The sequence below is a fragment of the Variovorax sp. GW821-FHT06D12 genome (assembly GCF_059419205.1).
In genome coordinates this window covers 17,054-37,210 of record NZ_JBWKRI010000006.1, presented here as the reverse complement: position 1 = coordinate 37,210, position 20,157 = coordinate 17,054, and the positions used below count along the sequence as shown (strand labels likewise).

Annotated in this window: 18 protein-coding genes; 2 read left to right on the top strand and 16 right to left on the bottom strand. The window is 66.8% G+C overall.

Going from position 1 to position 20,157, the window contains the following annotated elements; all coding sequences use genetic code 11:
- Window positions 1-6: 6 nt before the first annotated feature.
- The 7 genes from urtE to AC07SQ_RS19070 form a co-directional block, all read right to left on the bottom strand.
- Entirely contained in the window at window positions 7-696 is a 690-nt protein-coding gene (gene urtE / locus AC07SQ_RS19100; protein ID WP_062470426.1) for an urea ABC transporter ATP-binding subunit UrtE, read from the bottom strand.
- A gap of 18 nt (window positions 697-714) precedes the next feature.
- Entirely contained in the window at window positions 715-1,497 is a 783-nt protein-coding gene (gene urtD / locus AC07SQ_RS19095) for an urea ABC transporter ATP-binding protein UrtD (protein WP_070061447.1), read from the bottom strand.
- A 14-nt stretch (window positions 1,498-1,511) separates the two neighbouring features.
- Window positions 1,512-2,564, bottom strand: coding sequence for an urea ABC transporter permease subunit UrtC (gene urtC / locus AC07SQ_RS19090; RefSeq protein ID WP_495272526.1), 1,053 nt, complete (start codon window positions 2,562-2,564; stop codon window positions 1,512-1,514).
- Between the two features lie 3 nt (window positions 2,565-2,567).
- Window positions 2,568-3,470 (bottom strand): urea ABC transporter permease subunit UrtB, encoded by a 903-nt coding sequence (urtB, locus tag AC07SQ_RS19085; protein WP_062470432.1) that lies wholly within the window; start codon window positions 3,468-3,470, stop codon window positions 2,568-2,570.
- A 5-nt stretch (window positions 3,471-3,475) separates the two neighbouring features.
- Window positions 3,476-4,669: an urea ABC transporter substrate-binding protein gene (gene urtA, locus AC07SQ_RS19080; protein WP_495272525.1), complete on the bottom strand. Its 1,194-nt coding sequence runs from the start codon at window positions 4,667-4,669 to the stop codon at window positions 3,476-3,478.
- Between the two features lie 400 nt (window positions 4,670-5,069).
- Window positions 5,070-5,564, bottom strand: a complete 495-nt coding sequence (locus AC07SQ_RS19075) for a hypothetical protein (protein WP_070061358.1) — start codon at window positions 5,562-5,564, stop codon at window positions 5,070-5,072.
- Window positions 5,565-6,521, bottom strand: coding sequence for a LysR family transcriptional regulator (locus tag AC07SQ_RS19070; RefSeq protein WP_495272524.1), 957 nt, complete (start codon window positions 6,519-6,521; stop codon window positions 5,565-5,567). It abuts the gene before it with no gap.
- A 95-nt stretch (window positions 6,522-6,616) separates the two neighbouring features.
- Here AC07SQ_RS19070 and AC07SQ_RS19065 point away from each other — a divergent pair, with 95 nt between their 5' ends.
- Window positions 6,617-7,606 carry an NAD-dependent epimerase/dehydratase family protein gene (locus AC07SQ_RS19065; RefSeq protein ID WP_495272523.1) on the top strand — a complete coding sequence of 330 codons (990 nt, stop codon included), beginning with the start codon at window positions 6,617-6,619 and terminating at the stop codon, window positions 7,604-7,606.
- Between the two features lie 7 nt (window positions 7,607-7,613).
- Here the strand turns inward: AC07SQ_RS19065 and AC07SQ_RS19060 are convergent, their stop codons facing one another.
- The 9 genes from AC07SQ_RS19060 to AC07SQ_RS19020 form a co-directional block, all read right to left on the bottom strand.
- Entirely contained in the window at window positions 7,614-8,558 is a 945-nt protein-coding gene (locus tag AC07SQ_RS19060; RefSeq protein ID WP_495272522.1) for a glutaminase, read from the bottom strand.
- The gene (locus AC07SQ_RS19055; protein ID WP_495272521.1) at window positions 8,555-9,463 is read right to left on the bottom strand and encodes a DMT family transporter; all 909 of its coding nucleotides are present in this window, start codon (window positions 9,461-9,463) and stop codon (window positions 8,555-8,557) included. The genes AC07SQ_RS19060 and AC07SQ_RS19055 overlap by 4 nt, the downstream gene beginning before the upstream one ends.
- 82 nt (window positions 9,464-9,545) lie before the next feature.
- A complete protein-coding gene (locus AC07SQ_RS19050) occupies window positions 9,546-10,049 on the bottom strand; it encodes a BON domain-containing protein (protein ID WP_495272520.1) in 504 nt (167 codons plus the stop codon).
- Window positions 10,046-10,555 (bottom strand): flavin reductase family protein, encoded by a 510-nt coding sequence (locus tag AC07SQ_RS19045; RefSeq protein WP_070061352.1) that lies wholly within the window; start codon window positions 10,553-10,555, stop codon window positions 10,046-10,048. The genes AC07SQ_RS19050 and AC07SQ_RS19045 overlap by 4 nt, the downstream gene beginning before the upstream one ends.
- An 81-nt stretch (window positions 10,556-10,636) precedes the next feature.
- The gene (locus AC07SQ_RS19040) at window positions 10,637-12,700 is read right to left on the bottom strand and encodes a T6SS phospholipase effector Tle1-like catalytic domain-containing protein (protein ID WP_495272519.1); all 2,064 of its coding nucleotides are present in this window, start codon (window positions 12,698-12,700) and stop codon (window positions 10,637-10,639) included.
- Complete coding sequence (locus tag AC07SQ_RS19035) at window positions 12,700-13,287, bottom strand: DUF3304 domain-containing protein (protein ID WP_495272518.1); 588 nt, start codon at window positions 13,285-13,287, stop codon at window positions 12,700-12,702. The genes AC07SQ_RS19040 and AC07SQ_RS19035 overlap by 1 nt, the downstream gene beginning before the upstream one ends.
- Entirely contained in the window at window positions 13,284-14,249 is a 966-nt protein-coding gene (locus AC07SQ_RS19030) for a DUF4123 domain-containing protein (protein ID WP_495272517.1), read from the bottom strand. The genes AC07SQ_RS19035 and AC07SQ_RS19030 overlap by 4 nt, the downstream gene beginning before the upstream one ends.
- On the bottom strand, window positions 14,246-16,825 hold the full coding sequence (locus AC07SQ_RS19025) for a type VI secretion system Vgr family protein (RefSeq protein ID WP_495272516.1): 2,580 nt from the start codon (window positions 16,823-16,825) through the stop codon (window positions 14,246-14,248). Before AC07SQ_RS19025 ends, AC07SQ_RS19030 begins: the two co-directional genes overlap by 4 nt.
- A 294-nt stretch (window positions 16,826-17,119) precedes the next feature.
- Window positions 17,120-18,034 carry a LysR family transcriptional regulator gene (locus AC07SQ_RS19020; protein WP_495272515.1) on the bottom strand — a complete coding sequence of 305 codons (915 nt, stop codon included), beginning with the start codon at window positions 18,032-18,034 and terminating at the stop codon, window positions 17,120-17,122.
- Between the two features lie 122 nt (window positions 18,035-18,156).
- Here AC07SQ_RS19020 and AC07SQ_RS19015 point away from each other — a divergent pair, with 122 nt between their 5' ends.
- Window positions 18,157-20,157 (top strand): alkyl/aryl-sulfatase, encoded by a 2,001-nt coding sequence (locus AC07SQ_RS19015; protein WP_495272514.1) that lies wholly within the window; start codon window positions 18,157-18,159, stop codon window positions 20,155-20,157.

Genomic DNA, 20,157 nt, shown 5'->3' with positions numbered 1-20,157 from the left:
AAAGGGCTACACGGTCAGGAAAGACCTGACCTTGTCCTGGTCGAGGCTCGCGCGCGCTTCGTCGTGCACGATGCGGCCGCGGTCGATGACGAGAAAGCGGTCGGCCAGGTCGAGCGCGAAGCTCAGCACCTGCTCCGACACCACGACGGCAAAGCCGCGCTCGGCGCGCAGCACGTTCAGCGTCTGCGCGATCTCCTTGATGATCGAAGGCTGGATGCCCTCGGTGGGCTCGTCGAGGATCAGCACCTTCGGCTCCGAGATGAGCGCGCGCGCAATCGCCAGCATCTGCTGCTGGCCGCCCGAGAGGTTGCCGGCCTTGCGCTGCTTCATGTCCTTGAGCACGGGGAAGAAGGTGTAGAGGTAGTCGGGCACCGTGCGATGACCCGACTTCGCGGCACCGGCGAGGATGTTCTGCTCCACCGTGAGGAACGGAAACACCATGCGCCCCTGCGGCACGAAGGCCAGGCCCTGCGCCACGCGCTGGTAGCTGGGCAGCGTCGTGAGCTCGGTGCCGCCCAGGCGGATGTGACCACCGCGCGCGGGCAACAGGCCGATGAGCGATTTCAGCAAGGTGGTCTTGCCCATGCCGTTGCGGCCCATGATGGCGACCGCCTCGTCGGGCGCGACGCGCAGCGACACATCGCGGATGACATGCGATTCGCCATACGCCACGTTGAGATCGGAGACTTCAAGCATCTGGGTTTCTCCTTCTTCTCAGTGGCCGAGGTACACGTCGATCACGCGCGGGTCGGCCTGCACTTCGGCGGCTGTGCCTTCGCTCAGCAACTTGCCCTGGTGCAGCACCGTGACGCGGTGTGCGATGCGCTTGACGAAGTCCATGTCGTGCTCGATCACGACCACCGACTTGCCCGCCGAGATGCGGCGCAGCAGGTCGCCCGTCTGTTCGCGCTCGCGCGGGCTCATGCCGGCCACGGGCTCGTCGAGCAGCAGCAGCTCGGGCTCCTGCATGAGCAGCATCCCGATCTCGAGCCACTGCTTCTGCCCGTGGCTGAGCTGCCCGGCGCGGTGGCCCAGGCGATCGGCCAGGAAGACCTGCTCGGCCATTGCGTCGATGCGCGCGCGCACGGCCGGCGTGCGGCGGAAGGTCAGCGACTGCAGCAGGCCGTGCATGCGCGGCAGCGAGATCTCGAAGTTCTCCAGCACCGTGAGGTCTTCGTACACCGAGGGCGTCTGGAACTTGCGACCCACGCCGGCGCGCACGATCTCGTACTCGTTCAGGCGCCCGAGGTCCTGGCCGTTGAACAGCACGCGGCCCGCGCTGGGCTTGGTCTTGCCGCACACCATGTCCAGCAGCGTGGTCTTGCCGGCGCCGTTCGGGCCGATGATCACGCGCAGCTCGTTGCGTTCGACCGAGAGGCTGAGCCCGTCCACGGCCTTGAAGCCGTCGAAGGACACGGTGAGGTCCTCGATGCGCAGGATCTGCTCGCTCGACGGCGGCACCGCCGAGGCGGCCTGCGGCAGCCCGCCATTGGGCATCGTCATCGTGGCGTTCATGGCGCCACCTCCGCACCCCGTCGGCGCATGAGCTTCTCGCCCAGCCCCGCGAGCCCGTTCGGCATCGCCCACACCACGAGGATGAACACCGCGCCCAGCACGTACAGCCAGCCTTCGGGGAAGGTCTCCGACAGGTACGACTTGAGAAAGCCGATGAGCAGCGCGCCGATCACCGCGCCCGGAATCGACAGCCGCCCGCCGACCGCCGCGTAGATCACCATCTCGACCGAGGCCACGACGCCGATCACGCCCGGCGCGATGAGCCCCACCTGCAGGCTGTAGAACGCACCGCCGATGGCCGACAAGACGGCGGCCACCGCGAACACGAAGGCCTTCATGTGCGCCGTGTTGTAGCCGCTGAAGCGCACGCGGTCTTCCTTGTCGCGGATGGCGATCAGCAGCTTGCCGAAGCGGCTGCGCACGATGGCGAGCGACACCATCATCACGAGCGCAATGGCCGCCACCTCGACGAAGTACATCGTGCGCTTGGCTTCATCGCCCGCGATGTCCCGGCCCAGCAGCGTGCGGAAATCGGTGATGCCGTTGGCACCGCCGGTGTCGCCCTGTTGGCCGACCACCACCACCGTGAGCGTGAGCGCCAGCGACAGCGTGACGATCGCGAAGTACACGCCGCTCACGCGCCGCTTGAAGATCGCGTACGAGAACACGTAGGCCAGCACGGCAGGCACGACGAGGATGCCCACCACCGTCCAGCCCAGCGAGTGGAAGGGCTGCCACCACGCGGGCAGCTGCTCGACGCTGCTCCACACCATGAAGTCCGGCAGCTCGGGCGCCGAGGCTTCGAGCTTGAGGAACATGGCCATCATGTAGCCGCCCAGGCCGAAGAACATGCCCTGGCCCAGGCTCAGCACGCCGCCGTAGCCCCAGGTGAGCACCACGCCCACCGCGACGAATGCGAAGGCCAGGTACTTGCTCACGAGGTTGAGGCGGAACGGGTCGAGCGTGAGCGGCAGCACCACGGCCAGCAGCACCAGCACCGCGAGCAGGGCGCCGATGTCGCGCTTGCGTTGAGGAGAAAGACCGTGCATGCCTCAGCTCCTCGACCGCGTGGCAAACAGGCCGTTCGGCCGGAAGTACAGCACCGCGATCACCAGCAGCAGGATCGTGGCCTTGGCCATCGAGCCGCTCATCAGGTACTCGAGCCAGGTCTGCGACTGCGCGATGGCAAAGCCCGAGAGCGCGGTGCCGATGAGGCTCTGCACACCGCCGAACACCACCACGATGAACGAGTCGACGATGTACAGCTGGCCCGTGCCGGGGTTGGTCGAGCCGATCATCGTGAACACCGCGCCCGCGATGCCCGCCAGGCCCGAGCCCAGCGCGAAGGTCATCGCGTCGACGCGGTGCGTGTCGATGCCCACCGCGCCGGCGATGGCGCGGTTCTGCGTCACCGCGCGCACCTTCAGGCCCCAGGGCGTGCGGTACAGCAGCAGGTACACGCCGACCGCCACCAGGGCCGTGAGCCCGACGATGAAGATGCGGTTCAGCGGCAGCTGGATGCCCGCCGTGGGCTCCCACGCCCCCGCCAGCCACGAGGCCAGCGGCACGCTCACTTCCTGCGCGCCGAAGATCGAGCGGTAGGCCTGCTGCAGCATGAGGCTCAGGCCCCAGGTGGCCAGCAGGGTGTCGAGCGGGCGGTCGTAGAAGAAGCGGATGAAGCCCCGCTCCAGCACATAGCCGAACGCGAAGGTCACGGCGAACGCGAACGGGATCGCGGCGAACAGGTACAGGTCCATGAAGCCCGGCGCGTAGTGCGCGAAGAAGCGCGCCGCCAGGTAGGTCATGTAGGCGCCCAGCGCCATCAGCTCGCCGTGCGCCATGTTGATGACGCCCATCAGGCCGAACACGATGGCCAGCCCGATGGCCATGAGCAGCAGGATGGTGAACAGGCTCACGCCGTTGAACACCTGCATCACCGCGATGTCGAAGTTCATCGCGTTCAGACCTTCGGGAAAGGGTTGGGCTCGACCAGCTGCGGCGATTCCCACACGATGTCGAACTGCCCGTCGGGCCGCGCGCGGCCCACGCGCACCTTCTTCCACACGTGGTGGTTGGTGGCGTGGATGCGCACCGTGCCTTCGGGCGCCTCGATCTCCACGCCCGCGGCGGCGGCCGTGACCTTGTCCACGTCGAAGGACTTGGCCTTTTCCACCGCCAGCTTCCACAGGTACACGCTGTTGTAGGCCACCTCCATCGGGTCGCCGATCACGCGGTCCTGCCCGTACTTGGCCTTGAAGGCCTTCACGAACTTCTCGTTGGCCGGCGACTTGATGCTCTGGAAGTAGCCCATGCAGGCGTAGTAGCCCGCGGCGTTGTCCTTGCCGATGCCGTCGATCTCGTTCTCGGACACCACGGTCGAGAGCAGCACCTGCTTGGCGCCGTCCAGGCCCGCCGCGCGCAGCTGCTTGTAGAAGGCCACGTTGGAGCCGCCCACCACCGTGCTGTAGATGCAGTCGGGCTTGGCGGCCTTGATCTTGTTGATGATCGACGAGAACTCGGTGTGGCCCAGCGGCGCGTACTCTTCGCCGAGCACCTTGCCGCCGGCCTTCGCGATGGCGGGCTTGGCGATCTTGTTGCAGGTGCGCGGGTAGATGTAGTCGGAGCCGACGAGGAAGAAGTTCTTGCCTTTCTCGCGCGCCATCCACTCCACCGCCGCGATCACCGACTGCGTGGCTTCCTGCGAGGGGTAGAACACGCGCTTGTCCTGCTCCTGGCCCTCGTAGTAGGTCGGGTAGAACAGCAGGCCCTTGGCCTGGTTGAGCACCGGCAGCAGCGCCTTGCGCGAGGCCGAGGTGTAGCAGCCGATGATGGCCGCCACCTTGTCGCGCTCCAGCAGCTTGCGGGCCTTCTCGGCGAACACCGAGTTCTCGCTCGCGCCGTCTTCGACCACGGCCTCGATCTTCTTGCCCATCACGCCGCCGGCGGCGTTGATCTCCTCGATGGCCAGCTTCTCGGCGTCGACCAGCGAGGCCTCGGCAATGGCGATGGTGCCCGAGAGCGAATGCAGCAGGCCGAGCTTCACGGTGGCGCCGTCCTGCGCGCGGGCCAGGCCGGCCACGCTGGAGGCGGCGCCCAGCACGATCATCGAGCCGCCCGTCTTCACGATCTGGCGGCGGTTGAAAGCGTTCGTCATGTCAAATTCCTTTGCTTTGGTTTTGTGCGAGTCATCAGGAACATCCGACCTTCGGAACCGCGTTTTGGGTGTCTCCTCCCGCCGCGCGGCCCCTGCAAACGAGCGCTGTGCTGCCAGTGCGTTTTCTTCGGGCAAAGCTGCGCCACCGGATGGCGCGCATCCGTTTGAAAAAGGCGTTGTTGCGACCGAAAAAACAAAAAAGCCCGAACCGGTGGTGAAACCGATTCGGGCTTAATTGCCCGACACCTCGCTGGCAGCACTGGCAGCGGGCGTCGTATGACTGGGAACGATTGCTCGTTGGGGCGGATTCTTCTCAACTCACCCCGGCGTGAACATACGCTTTTTCGCTAATTGGCGAAAGGGCGGCGCGTGTGCTATTCGCGCGCAGCGCCTGAACACATCAGCTGCGCGGGCGGGCGTAGTCCGACTCGATCCACGCGGTGGCGCTCGACGTCGTGAGCCGGAACGCGGGCGACACGTTCACGCTTGCCAGCTCCGAGTCGTCGGCATCGTCATACGCCGTGAGCGTGGCCGAGGGGTTGTCCTCGTCGGGCACGATCGACAGCGCCACGCGCACGCGTTGGTCGTTGCGCGCGGTGACCGTCACGCTCTTGTTGAGCGTGGCGTGCAGCTGCTGTTCGTGGCGGCGGATCACCTCGGCGGCGGTCTTCACCAGCGTGTGGAAGGCGGGGGTGTCCAGCGGCTTGGGGTTCTTCTTGTCGCGGCCCATGGTCCAGGGGCCGACGAGCGCGGGCTCGGGGTCGCCGTGGCGGGTCATCTCGACGGCCCAGCCGTCGTCTTCCTCGTTCTTGATGATGCGGGCGGTCCAGAGGTCGTCGCGCCAGAGGCGGGGTTCCTGCAGGGGGAGGTGGTCGGGGGAATCGGTCGTCGTCATTCAGGGAGAAGCTTTGGGTCTTGCGCGGGGCATTGTCGCCCGGGGCGCGGGGGCGGCCGCCACGCCAACGTACTGTTGCAAGCCCTCGACCAGCGCATCGAAGGCCACGCGGCAGCGCGGGCTGTGGCGCAGGTCTTCGTGCATCGTGACCCAGGTGTCGAGCTTGAGCGAGAGCGCGCGCGGCAGCAGGCGCACCAGCGCGGCGTCGCGCTTGGCCAGGCCCACCTGGCACACGCCGATGCCCGCACCTGCACGGATGAGGGCCAGCTGCGCGAGGTCGCTGTCGGTGCGCAGCGCAAAGGCATCGCGCGTGAAACCCGTGACCGACTTGAAGGACTTGATCGCCTCGCGCACGAAGGCCGAGGGCTGGTCGTAGCCGATGAGCGCGTGCGCCGCCAGGTCGTCGGGCGTGCGCGGCGTGCCGTGGCGCGCGAGGTAGCTCGTGTGCGCGTGAAAGCCCAGCTCGATGTTCCCGATGCGGCGCGCCACCAGCTGCGCCTGCCGGGGCCGCACCATGCGCACGGCGATGTCGGCCTCGCGCCGCAGCAGGTCTTGCACGCGGTTGGTCGCCACCAGCTCGACCTTCAGCGCCGGGTGCGCCTCGCGCAGCCGCGCCACCACAGGCGGCAGCACCTCCACTGCGACCACCTCGCTGACCGACACCCGCACCACGCCGCGCACGCCGTCGCCCTGGCTGCTGGCCGCGCGCTGCAGCGAGGCGGCGGTGCTTTCCATGGCCTCGGCATGCGTGCGCAGTGCCAGCGCCACCTCGGTGGGCAGCAGGCCCACCTGCGAGCGGGTGAAGAGCACCACGCCGAGTGCTTCTTCGAGCGCCGCCACGTGGCGACCGACGGTGGGTTGCGTGATGCCGAGCGCGCGCGCCGCACCCGAGAGCGAACCCTCGCGCAGCACGCCGAGGAAGGAGCGGTACAGCTCCCAGCTGATGTTCCAGATCATACGGAAATGTATGGCCGGTGATGCATGTTCGGCAATTCCATTCGAACCCCATCCTGCCCAGAATTCGTCCATCGATCCCTGTTCAGGAGCATTTCATGGCACGCAACGACAACACGGTTCTGGTGCTCGGCGCCACGGGCGGCATCGGCGGCGAGGTGGCCCGCCAGCTGTGCGATGCGGGCTGGGAGGTGCGCGCCCTGAAGCGCGGCGCGGTCGAGGGACGGCGCGAGGGCATCACCTGGCTGGCCGGCGACGCGATGGACGCGCAGGCCGTGCGGCGGGCCGCGAAGGGCTGCGCGGTCATCGTGCATGCGGTCAACCCGCCGGGTTACCGCGGCTGGTCGGAGCTGGTGCTGCCGATGCTCGACAGCACCCTCGCCGCCGCGAAGGCCGAGGGCGCGACCGTCGTGCTGCCCGGCACGGTCTACAACTTCGGCCCCGATGCCTTCCCGCTGCTGGCAGAAGACTCGCCGCAGCGCCCGCTCACCGCCAAGGGCGCGATCCGCGTCGAGATGGAACGGCGCCTCGAACAAGCCAGCCGCGAAGGCGCGCGCGTGCTGATCGTGCGCGCCGGCGACTTCTTCGGACCGAAGGCGGGCAACAATTGGTTCTCGCAGGGGCTGGTGAAGGCGGGGCAGCCCGTCCGGGCCGTCAGCTGCCCCGGCGACCCCGGTGTGGGCCACCAGTGGTCGTACCTGCCGGACGTGGCCCGCACCATGGTCGAGCTGCTGGCGCAGCGCGACCGGCTCGCACCTTTCGCGCGCTTTCACATGGCCGGCCACTGGGACGCCGACGGCACGCGCATGAGCGACGCGATCCGCAAGGTGGTGGCCCGGCGCACCGGCGCCCAGGTGCGCGTGTCGGCCTTTCCCTGGTGGCTGCTGGCGCTGGCCTCGCCCTTTGTCGTCACCTTTCGCGAACTGCGCGAGATGCGCTACCTGTGGCGCACGCCCGTGGGCATGGACAACGCGAAGCTGGTGGCCTTCCTGGGCCGCGAGCCGCACACGCCGCTCGAAGAGGCCGTGGAGGCGGCGCTCGACGGCATGGGCTGCCTGCCGACGGCGCCGGTGGCCGTCGCGGCCTGAATGCAGGTCAGAACACCGACAGCCCGGTGCGCGCCACGAACATCTCCAGCGCCTTCATGCCCAGCAGCGAGTTGCCGGTGGCATCGAGCGCCGGCGACCACACGCACAGCGTGAGCTGGTCGGGCACCACCGCGACGATGCCGCCGCCCACGCCGCTCTTGCAGGGCAGGCCGATCGAAAAGGCCACGTCGCCGGCCGCGTCGTAGGTGCCGCAGGTGAGCATGAGCGAGTTGATGCGGCGCGTCTGCCGTTCGCCCGTGACCTCGGGCTCGCCGGGAATCGGGTGCGCGCCGTCTCGGCACAGGAAGGCGGCGGCGCGCGCGAGCTGGCGGCAGCTCATGCGCAGCGCGCACTGGTGGAAATAGGTGTCGAGCACCTCGGCCACATCGTTGTCGATCTTGCCGAAGCTCTTCATGAAGTTGGCCAGCGCGACGTTGCGAAAGCCCGTGTCGGCCTCCGACTGCGCCACCTCGCCGTCGAAGTCGATGCGCTCGCCGCACAGGCTGGTCATGAGCGCGAGGATGTCGGCCTTGGCGCTGCCGCCCTTGGCCTTCGCCTGGCTCACGAGCCGGTCGGCCACCGCGATGGCGCCGGCATTGATGAAGGGGTTGCGCGGCTTGCCCTGCTCGTTCTCCAGCTGCACCAGCGAGTTGAACGGGTTGCCGGAGGGCTCGCGCCCGATGCGCTCCCACAGCGCGTCGCCCATGCGCTGCATGGCGAGCGTGAGCGTGAAGAGCTTGGACACGCTTTGAATGGAGAAGGGCGTCTCGAAGTCGCCTGCGCCCGCTTCTTCGCCATCGCAGGTGCGCAGCGCGATGCCGAACTGCCGCGCATCGACGCGCGCCAGCGCCGGGATGTAGCTGGCCACGGTGCCGCCCTGGCCGAGCTGCAGGCGCAGGGTGGCGACGATCTCGTCGAGGACGGGCTGGAACCGGTGGAGTTTCTTGCTCATGCAGGGCGTTGTACCGCAGGCCGCCGGTTCACCAGCACGATGCCCAGCGCCACGCCGATCAGCGCCACCACCAGCTGCAGCGTCAGCGGCTCCTTCAGCAGCGCCACGCCGAAGATCAGCGCGAACAGCGGCGTGAGAAAGGTGAAGGACGACATCTGCGTGGCCGGGTAGTGCCGCAGCAGCCACATCCAGGTGAGGTAGCTGGCGAAGGCGCCGACCACCGTCTGCAGGCCGATGGAAGTCCAGGCCCAGGCGGAGTACGAGAAGCCCCAGGTCTCGCCCAGCGCGATCGACAGCAGGGGGCACACGGCGGCGGTCACTGCGACTTGGTAGAACAGCGTCTTCTCAGCGCTGGCTGTGGCCAGGCGCGTGGTGCGCAGCGTGAGCGTGGTCAGGCCCCAGAGCATGCCGGCCGCCAGCGCCATGCCGTCGCCGATGAGCTGCGACGAACTCATGTGGCCGAAGCCCTCGCTGAAGGCCAGCACCACGCCCGCGAAGGCGATGAACAGGCCCAGCCACTGGAAGCCGCGCAGCCGCTCGGCCGGCACCCAGCGCGGCAGCAGCAGCGACACCCAGAACGGGGCCGTGTAGAGGAACACCGTGAGCCGCGAGGCGCTGGTGTGCTGCAGGCCCAGGTAGATGCCGGCGAACTCGCCCGCGAACAGCAGGCCGGCCAGCAGCCCGGGCCACAGCGTGCCGTCGCGCTCGAACAGCGGCACGCGCCGCACCGCGCACCACAGCCAGAGGAGCACGACCGCGCCGACCATGCGCACCGTGGCCTGCCACAGCGGCGGCACCTCGGTCACGGTGGTCTTGATGAGGATCTGCTGCAGGCCCCAGAACGCGCAGCAGACGATGAGCAGGCCGATGGCCAGGGAGTCGAGGTGGGTCTTGCGCTGGATCATTCGCGGTCAATCGGTGGCGGCATGGGCCGCGGAATTCATCCGATGATCGTATCGCGCCGGCGAAGAACCCGTGCGGCGCCGCTCAGTGCCCGGCCAGCGGGTAGGGCGGCTTGCCGCGCGTGCCCACCATCAGGTCGGGCACCACGGTCTCGACGTCGGCCACGGTGCGCGCCGCGCGTTCGAGCTTCCGCGCCAGGGCCGCGTCGGGCACGCAGCCCTGCAGGTAGACCCAGCGGCGCTGTACCGTGACCCACACGCTGCTGCGGCGCACGCCCGGCACCGCAAGCAGCGCGGCACGCACCTTCGGCGCGAGCGGCTTGTCGTAGCGGTAGGCGTTGCTGTCGGTGCATTGGCCGGCGAGCCAGCAGCTGGTGCCGCGCTCCAGCCGCGAGTGGGTCTGCGCGCGGCGTTCCTCGGCGGTGTAGTAGGGGCCCTGCGGCATGGGGCAGGCCGGCAGGCCCGCGGCGACCTGGAAGAAGGGGTCGTCGAACCAGTTCTGCCGCAGCGGCGATGGCTCAGTGGTGCCCTGCGCCGTGGCGATCCGCGCGGCGAGCAGCAGGACGGCCAGCAGCGCGGGGTGTTTCACAACGGGTGCTCGGTGTAGAAGCGCCCGCCGTGGAACAGCAGCGGCGAGGCGTCGGGGTCGTGCGTGCAGCGCTCCACCTCGCCCACGAAGATCACGTGGTCGCCTTCGTCGTAGCGGCTGCGGTTGAAGCACTCGAAGCTCGCCGCCGCGCCCTGCAGCACCGGCGCGCCGCCCAGGCCGTCGGTGTAGGCCACGTCGGCCCAGCGGTCGATGTTCTTGGTGGCGAAGCGCTCCGCCAGCGTCTTCTGGTTGGCGGCCAGGATGTTGACCGCGTAGTGCGAGCCGGCGCGCAGCGCCGACATCGACGCGGCCGCGCGCGCCAGGCTCCACAGCACCAGCGGCGGCGCGAGCGACACCGAGTTGAACGAGTTGGCCGTGAGGCCGACCAGGCTGCCGTCGGCCGCGCGCGCGGTGACGATGGTCACGCCGGTGGCGAACATGCCGAGTGCCTTGCGGAATTCGCCGGGCGAGAAGGAGGGGGGCTGGGCCCGGCGGGAGGTGGTCACGGGAGAACGGACGGCAAGGCGGTGAACGGCGGAGAAGGGGCCATTTTGGCTCAGGCCCCGGCGACCTGCTTGAGGGAGCCCTTAACTCGCGTCGAACACGCGGCGATAGTGGATATGACCGCCCGTTTCGCGGCGTGTGGTCTGGTTCGCGCCGTACTTCAGTGCCCATCTCGAATACCACTTCATGGCAGCGAGCAGTTCCTGTGTATCCGCGTCCGCGAGGATCGGAAACACACCCTTGCCGGCCACAATCCGGCGCTCAACACCGTTGAGTGTCTTCGGGTCCTTCTCCAGCAGCGCTTCGTACAGGTCCCTGCGGTCCAGCGCCGTCGTGGGTCCCAGCATGTAGAAGGTGGCATGCGAGTCGTGTAGGAGCTTGTCAAAGAAATCACTAGCGGCCGCAGTCAAAGGCGGTTTTTGCAGGGCCTGCAGGTAGTCGGAGGCAACAGGCTCGAACCGAGGTGTGTCGCCATCTTCGTGGCCGGCTTTCACGGCCGCCTGCATGGCCTGCTGAACCTGACTGCGGTCCCTGCGGTAGTCCTCCTCGCTTTCGATCAAGTCCTGCCTGTCCTGCGGCGGGGCGTTGCGCACGCTGTCGAGTTGCATGAATTTTTCCTCGGGAGACTTTTGTTCGCGCCAACGCCAATAGGCCTGGGTGTGCTGCTTCAACATGTCTTCGGCCGGCGTGGCAGTGACGGCGGTCTGCTGCAGGTAAGCATTGAACAGGCGTTCCGTTTCATCGGCGATCTGCATATCCGCAACGGCACCCCGACCCATGGCATTACCAAGAAGCTCTGCTTCGCTTTGCAAAGGTACGCCCCACAGGCGCGCTTCCTTGTACATATGGGTGAGCGGAATCTGCGACAGCAGGGCCCGGCGCCCGCCGCGCGATTTTCCCTGACAGCCCGGGTTGTAACCGCCACCCACGTTGGAGTGGGCGCCGGGATAGATCACCTCCAGCCCGTTTTTCGGGTAGACCCGCTTGCCCCGCCGAAGGCTCGACGACGGGAAGGCGTGCCGCAACTCATGCGCGGCCACGTAGTGCACCGAACGTTCTACGCAGGATGGGATGTCCATCGTGTTGTTGGCCCAGCCGCCGAAGCCGCGCCAGAGCGGTGATGCGTCGGCCATGCCCGCCGACGCCACTGTGTCGAACAGACCCAGAAACTGCACCCGCAGCGGAATGCCGGCCAGCGCGTAGCCCGGGGCGTCCTTTCCCATCCATTTTTCGAAGAAACCCAGCCCTTCGGCCGTGAGGATGTCTTGCAGGAAGGTGCAGAAAGCTCGCGCTTGGGCGGCCCCGCGAGAAAAGCCAAACACCGACACGTTGACCAGCCGCACCTTGGGCAGCTTCTTGCTTCGCAATGCCTCGGTCAGCCGTGTGAGCAGTGGCTTGAAGTTCGCGTCCCTCCGCCCGTACTTCTCCAACGCGGCAATGCGTTGGTCGAGCTCGGCCAACTCCTGGTCGATCGCGGTCACCTCGGCAGGCGAGGGAGGCACCTTGGTGCTCTTCTTGCGCTTCTCCAGCTTGGCTTGGCGGTCCTTGCATTCCGACTTCTCGACACTGCAGTGGAGGTTCTTGCGTCGCCGAAATTCTTTCTGGTCGTCGCCTTTCAGGCCCTCGCAGAAGTACATCCGCTTCTCGCGTCGCGCGGCGTCAAACGATCCCTCGTCATACAGGGGCCACAGACTCGCTTCGATGCCGGCTTCCTGGGCTCCGAGGAGGGGGGCGTCGTCGAAAACTGCGCGATGGATTGAATTGACCAGCTGGATCAATGCCCAGTTGATACGCGGGTCGCCCCCCTTGCCGTACGCCTTGCCATCGTCGCTTTCGGTTGGCTCGCCGATGTCCATGAACTTAGTGCCTACGCCGGGCACGTAGTAGCGGTAGTAGCCGTCTTTCAATTTGTCGCTATAGGTCTCGTACAGCGTCACCACGTTGCTGTGACTGGGCGGAAACTCGGCCTTGTCGCGGTCCATGTTGTTGTTGGTGCCGTCAAAGAAGATGCCCACGTGAATGGTCTTCTGGCAGTCGGGGGTCCGGGCGTCGCTGCAGGCCGCCGCGGCATGGCGCAGCACTTCTTCTTTCGGCGTGAGCGGGTGCAGGCCCGCCTTGGCGGTCGGTGGGTTCTGGGGGGTGGTCATCAACGAGGCTCCCTGGTGTTGTTGGCATTGCTGGATTCGACGGGTCTGGCTTGGCGGGGGTCGACCGGATAGCCGCGTGTGGAGGGGTGGCCGGGGTTTTGCGGCCCGGCCTTGTAGACCCACACTTCCAGTTCGTCATTGGGCAGGAAGAACACCTGCACGATTTCCGGTTCGTCGTAGCGCTGCACGGGGACGACCTTTTCCAGAGTGCGCTGCGTCCAGAACTTATCCTGCTCGTCGAAACTCATGTGGTTGCGCTGCGCGTAGGGCAAGGTGTAGTGGCCGATGGTCCACTTCACGGTCACGGCCTGACCTTCGTGCCAGACGAAGGGAATGCGTGTGCAGCAGGTGTCTCCCCCACCACCGCCATAGGGCGAAATATTTGCACCGTAGGTGCCGTTGACGCGGAAGCCCTGAACGCCCTCATTGGTGAAGTTGTATCCGCGAATGGGCATGCCAATGGATGAGGGCGAAGCTGCGCGCTCGGCGGCTGCTTCGGGGGGGCTGGGCGGAGGCCCCTCGTCTGCCTGGTGGCAGGCGGCGAGAGAAAGGCACAGCAACAGGAGGGCGAGCGTTGGATGCCTCATGGCGTCGCCTCAGGCGAAGGTGATCGGAGCTGGCTGGCCTGTTGCCATGCGGCGTTGGGCACGGCGTTCAGCAGTGCGCTCAGTCGACCAGGCGTGCGCGAGGCCTGAGTGATGGCATAGGTGAAGTCGGGTTGTTCGTCGAACTGCGGATTGGTGGTCCAGGCCGTGAGGCAGTAGGTTTCGAGGTTGGGCATGTCTTGCAGACCATGCGCGCGGGCACGCTGGAGCTGCCCAGCGATGAAGTCGTACACCTTGCTGGGTTGAACGCCGTTGAAGCGCTGTGCGTTGCTGCGCGTGAGGTTGTGGATCACAAGATCGGGCTCGCCGGCTTCGAGCAGGGATGCGAACTGCTTTGCATCGAAGGTCACAGGGCCAACCAGCGACGCGTGAGGGCGCGCGGGGTCGATCGGGCTGCTGGCCGAGTCGCCATGGCGGCGACGCGGTAACCAGATGCCGATGTCGCCGGGCAGGAAGGCGTTGCTCTGCTGCGGTGTGAAAACATCGCCCAGCACCTCGACGATGCGGGTGTCGGCAAAGCGCAGCAGGAGGGGAAGGTCGTCATCGACCACAGCGCGTAGAAAGGGCCTGAAGTGATGTTGCAGCGCGCGCAGGCTTCGGGCCGTGGCGATGAAGGACAGCATGGGCCGCGTGCCGCGCAGATCGGCAAGCTCCTTGACTTCGCAGGCCAGTGCATCGGGGTCGTCGCTGCTGAGCTCGAGGAGCCAGGGCGAGACCTCGGCATGTTCTTCCAGGTCGGTGCCGGCGTAGAGCGAAATTGCATCACCTTGCTGGCGTTGGAGATGTTCAGCCAAGCCTTGTTCGTCGAAGGCTGCGTCGACCATGGCGTACAGCCGTGCGCCTGCGGCGAGCTTGCGGGCGCGGTGCCATTGCTTGAGGAAGGAATCCGTCTGAGCCGGGCCAACAGGGTCGACGGCGAAATAGGGTGAAGCGGGACTGCTCATGCTTTGGCGAAGGCTGAACCTATGGCGAGTGCACTCAGCATGCACTCCTTGCAGAAGGCGCTCTCGACGGGCTCGGGGAAGCTCGGCGCGGCGACAGGCAGATTTTTGGGGCCTTGCAGGCTATGGATGGCGGCGTATTCGACCCAGCGGCCGTTGGTGCCGTGTTCGATGCCACTCTTGTTCCAGCGGCTGTAGCTGCCGCCGCCATTGACTTCGACCTCCTGCTGAGCTTTGATGAGAATCTTGTCTGCGCTGAGCGTGATGTCGAGCTTGGCGAGCAGGTTGATGCCGTTCTTCAATGCGGTGAGGTCGATATCGGCGTTGCCGGCGACCAGGCGGATGCCAGCCTTAAAGGCGAACATGCGGATGGCCTGCCTGGCGCTGACCAGCAGGCTTTTCCGGGCAGAGATGCTGGTGTGGGCTCCGCTGGTGAGCGCAATGTGTTCACCACTGGCCAGATGAGTAGACCTGGAGGTGGTGGTTTCGATGCCTGCGGGGCTGGACATGACCAAGTGCGGTTCGGCGAGCTCGGGGAACTCACCCTTGGCCGGGTCGCCGCCGGAGCCCCGGATTGCGTCGTTCTGGGCCTTCAGGGCCTGGACCACTTCGTCCTGGTCGCCGGGTTCGTGGGCTCGGGCCTGTTGGGCAGAACCGCAAAGCTGGTTGTGCTGGTCGTGCCGCTCGGTCAGACGGTCCAGGGTTTCGCCGCTGTCGAGCATGTGCAGCCGAGCGCCGCCGCGTTCCTCGGTCGTGATGAGCAGGCCGTCTTTGGCGCGCAGCACACCGTGGCCGTCGGTGCGCAACTCGAAGCCCTGGCCGCGCGGGTCCTTGCGGCCCATGTTGTCCTCGATGCGCGTGATGTGGCCGAGGCTGAGCTGGCTGTGCCCATGGTCGGACTTGAGCTGTGCCTGGATGCGTTCGGCCGTGTCGTCCAGCACGAGGTGGTTGGAGCGTCCCGAGGATGCGTTGCCACCGCCTTCGGCCGTGAGTTCGCGCGACCGAAAACCTGAGAGGGCCGACTGATGCGGCAGTGTCCAGGGCGGCTGGTTCGATTGGTTGTGGACGCGCCCGGTACAGATGGGCAGATCCGGATCACCCCCGATGAAGTCGACGACGACTTCCTGGCCAATTCTGGGGATGTGAACGCCGCCGAGTTGGTTACCTGCCCAAGGACTGGAAACACGAATCCAGCAACTGCTGTGCTGGTTCCTGATGCCGATGCGGTCCCACGGAAACTGCACCTTGATGCGGCCGAGGTCATCGGTCCAGATGCTTTCGCCTTCGGGGCCGACGACCAGGGCCACCTGTGGGCCGTGGGTGTGAGGCTTAGGCTGGGACGGGGCGGGCCGCAACGGCTCCGTGAGCGGATGGGCGACAAAGTCCACGTTCACGCGCCAGCGCTGGCGCCTTTGCGGATCGGCAGTCGTCCTCTGGCTGTCCTGCGCCACATCCTCGATGAGGAAGTTGGTAGAGAGGACAAGGTAGCTCGCGTTGGCTCCCTCTCGGGGGTGCGCCTGCAGCCTGAAGGTGCAGCCAGGGACCATGCCGCGCAGGTTGCCGCTGGCGTGGGCGCGGCTTGCGTGAGTGCGCAGAGCCTGCATGCGTAGGAGAGCGAGGTGTTTGCCCTCGGATTGGGGATCGTTGGCGCCGATGGTGCCCGCCCGCGGCTGAACATAGTGGCTGCCTCCCTGGCCGGCATGCCAATGGTAGATCTCCCCGTCCGCCCGACCCGTGGGCCGGGGATCGTCGCGCGTCACGCTCAGATCGGCCTTGGGGCGGGTGTAGTCGTAGTCTCGTGTAGCGTACCGACCACTGGCGAGTTGGTTGTGTGCAGCGAAGGCATGGATGTACTCGGCGTCGGTCTTCCAGCCTGGCGCGTGGTACGCGACCTCCTGGTAAGCGGCGCTGGGATGAGGCTGATGGCTGCCCAGGTTGTCGATGAGGATGAGCCGGTGCTTGCCCTCGCTGTGCTCGAAGAAGTAGTTGATGCCCCATTCCTGGCACAAGCGGCTGAAGAACTCGAAGTCGCTTTCGTTGTACTGGGTCTGAAAGTCCCGGGCGGGGTAGGCCTCGATCAGGCGTTTGTCAGCAGGGAAGTCGTAGCGGTCGAAGAGTTCATCCAGCAGTTCGACAACTGTCAGGTTCTGGAAGATGCGCGTGTCGGCGTTGAGCGTGGCCAGATGCAGCCAGGGGCGCAGGGTGAGTTTGTACTGAAGGTGTCGGCCTTCTTCTCCCCAGAACTGCGCGGCGGTGATGAGGGCGTTGATCTCGCGCACTCCAGCACCGATACCGCCGATGTCTGCTTGGCCGGCGAAAGACTCGCCTGCTCCGTCCAACTGAATGAGACAGGAAATCTCGCGACCGATGAAACTGTCGAGATCGAAATCGGCAGTACCGCTGGCGCCCGGGCTCAGGGCGTCGGGGGTCTTGAGAAGGATCTCGTATTCGAAGAGCTCGTTCAGACCCTCGCGGCCTGACATGCGTACGGGTTCCAGCACCGGGGTGCCGAGATGCTGCGGAATCGCGGAACTCTGGATTTGGAGCGTGCGCGCGAATACGCCGTTGATAACGGACATGGAAAGTCACTCCCTGACTTATTGGTTGTTGACGCTTTGCGTCTTTATGAAATAAATCGTAACTCAATGCGTCAAGTGCGTCGAGACGCTTCGGCCCGAATGTGTGCAGTTCGTTGCGCTTGACGATTTACATAGTGACGTGCTCGCTCAGGACGCTGCGCGTGCACTGCACGAAGGCAGCGCCACGTAGCCGCTATCTGCGAACAGGCTGAGCATCTGAACAAGACAGGGCTTGCAGCATCTCCCTACGGTCCGTCACCTTTTTCGCCAACCCCAGAGATCGCAAGCGCCTTCTCAAGCTCTGCCAGGCTGCTTGGCGGGCCCGAGCAACTCGGTCACCAGCCGGGTATAGACCGTGGCGGCCGCCGAGGGCGTGCGGCCCGCCAGCGTCACCAGGCTGTAGTGGGTGCGCATGCGCGACAGGCCCGCCACCGGCAGCGGCGCGAGCGCGGCGGTCTCGGGCGCGAGGCCGGGCGCGTGGGGCGCGAGGATCACCGCGTGGGCCGTGAGCGCGAGGTGCCGCAGCGTGTCGGCGTCGTCGCAGGTCACGTTGAACACGCCGCGGTCGGTGCGGCGGATCTGCCGGTCGAAATGCGCGGCCACCTCGGCCGGCAGGTTGGGGCCGGCCACCGGGTAGTCCATGAGCTGCTCGAGCGTGACCGGTGCCGGCTGTTTGAGCAGCGGATGCCGGGGCCGCACGAAGAAGGACACCGGCACGTTGGGCAGCCGCGCCAGCTTCAGGCCGGGCTGCTTCTTCAGGTCGCGGGTGTCGGCGATGAACAGGTCGATCTGGCGCCGGTGCAGGCGCTCGCTCAGGGTGGGGGTGTCGGCCACCTCCATGCGCATCAGCAACTGCGGGTGGCGCTGCGTCATGAGCGAGAGCGCCGCGCGCCCCAGCAGCCCGGCCGCGAACGGGCCCAGGCCGACGTTGAGGCTGCCGAGCGTGAGGCCTTCGAGCTGCTGCACCTCGCGCTGGATCTGCCGCGCGTCGGCGACCAGCTCGCGGGCCCGCGCCAGCACCAGCTCGCCGGCCTGCGTGAAGCGCACGGTGCCATAGGCGCGGTCGACCAGGCGCGCCTTCAGCGCCTGCTCCAGCGCGTCGATGCTGCGCGAGAGCGCGGGTTGCGACAGGTGCACGGCCTGTGCGGCACGCCCGAAGCTGCCTTGCTCGGCGAGGGCGATCAGGTGCTGGAGATGGCGCAGCTGCATTTTGCGTTTCAGTTCAAAAGCAAGCGCACATTTTGCATTTGCCAAGGGGTTGGGCGCTTCCGAAAATCGGCCGCTGCCTTCCCGTGCTTTCGTCGTCCGACAGACCCAACCCCGAAACATCGATGACCCGCATTGCCCGTGCTTCTTCTTTCGCGCCCACCCGTTTCTCCCTGGCCCTTGTCGCCTGGGCCTGTGCCTTCACCGCCACCGCGCAGTCGGTGGTCGCGCCCAAGGCGGCCGAGCCCGTCACGCTGAAGGCCAACGCCGACATGGCGAAGGCGCTGCCCTTCGCGAACAAGCAGGACTTCGAGGACGCGATGCGCGGCTTCATCGGCACCGTGCCCGACGCCCTGGTGAGCGGCAGCGGCCCGCGCCCGGTCTGGAACATGAAGCCCTACGACTTCCTGAAGGCGAACGAGGCGGCCGACACAGTCAACCCGAGCCTGTGGCGCCAGGCGCAGCTCAATGCCATCCACGGCCTGTTCAAGGTGACCGACCGGGTCTACCAGGTGCGCGGCTTCGACCTGGCGAACGTCACCATCGTCGAAGGCGACACCTCGCTGATCGTGATCGACCCGTTGCTGGCCGCCGAGACCGCACGCGCCGCGCTCGAGCTGTACTACCAGCACCGCCCGAAGAAGCCGGTCGGCACGGTGATCTACACGCACGGCCATGCCGACCATTTCGGCGGCGTGAAGGGCGTGGTCAGCGAGGCCGATGTGGCCGCGGGCAAGGTGCAGGTGATCGCGCCCTCGGGCTTCATGGAGTCGGCGGTGGCCGAGAACATCCTGGCGGGCAACGCGATGAACCGGCGCTCGCAGTACCAGTTCGGCACGCTGCTGCCGCCGGGCGCGCGCGGGCAGGTCGACACGGGGCTGGGCAAGGCGCTGGCGCGCGGCAGCGTGACGCTGATCGCGCCCACCTCGACCATCGAGAAGACCACCGAGGAGCGCACCATCGACGGCGTGCAGATCGTGTTCCAGCTGGTGCCGGGCTCGGAGGCGCCGTCCGAGATGCTCATGTACCTGCCGCAGTTCCGTGTGCTCAACATGGCCGAGGACGTGACGCACAACATGCACAACCTGTACACGATCCGCGGCGCCGAGGTGCGCGACGGCAACCTGTGGGCCAAGTACATCGACGAGGCCCGCGTGGCCTTCGGCGACAGGACCGACGTGCTCATCGCGCAGCACCACTGGCCCACCACGGGGCGCGAACGCATCGTCGACCTGCTGAAGAAGCAGCGCGACATGTACAAGTTCATCAACGACCAGTCGCTGCGCCTGCTGAACCACGGCTACACGGCGTCCGAGATCGCCGAGACGCTGCGCATGCCCGCGAGCCTGGAGCAGGAGTGGTCCACGCGCGGCTACTACGGCACGCTGCGCCACAACGCGAAGGCGGTCTACCAGAAGTACCTGGGCTGGTACGACGCGAACCCGGCCAACCTGAACCCGCTGCCGCCGGTGGCGCAGGCGAAGAAGACGGTCGAGTACATGGGCGGCGCCGACGCGGTGGTGGCGCGCGCCCGCGAAGACTTCAAGAAGGGCGAGTACCGCTGGGTGGCCAGCGCGATGAGCCAGGTGGTGTACGCCGACCCGGCGAACCGCGCGGCACGCGAACTCGGCGCCGACGCGCTCGAACAGCTGGGCTACCAGTCGGAGGCCGGCACCTGGCGCAGCGCCTACCTGGTGGGCGCGATGGAGCTGCGCAACGGCGTGCCGAAGATCCCGGGCGGCAGCAGCGCGAACGGCGACACGCTGAAGGCGGTGAGCAACGAACTCTTCTTCGACTTCCTCGGCGTACGGCTCGACGCGGCCAAGGCCGAGGGCAAGACGATGGTGGTCAACTGGAACTTCACCGATTCGAACCAGAAGTTCGTGCTGACGCTGGAGAACTCGGCGCTCACGCACGTGAAGAACCAGCAGGCGGCCGGCGCGGACGCCACCGTCACATTGAGCCGGGCGACGCTCGATGCAATCACGCTGAAGCAGGCGACCTTTCCGGAAGCGGTGCAGTCGGGGCTCGTGAAGATCGACGGCAACCGGGCGAAGCTGGGCGAGCTGTTCGGGATGCTCGACAACTTCGACCTGATGTTCCCGGTGGTCGAGCCCCGCAAGTAG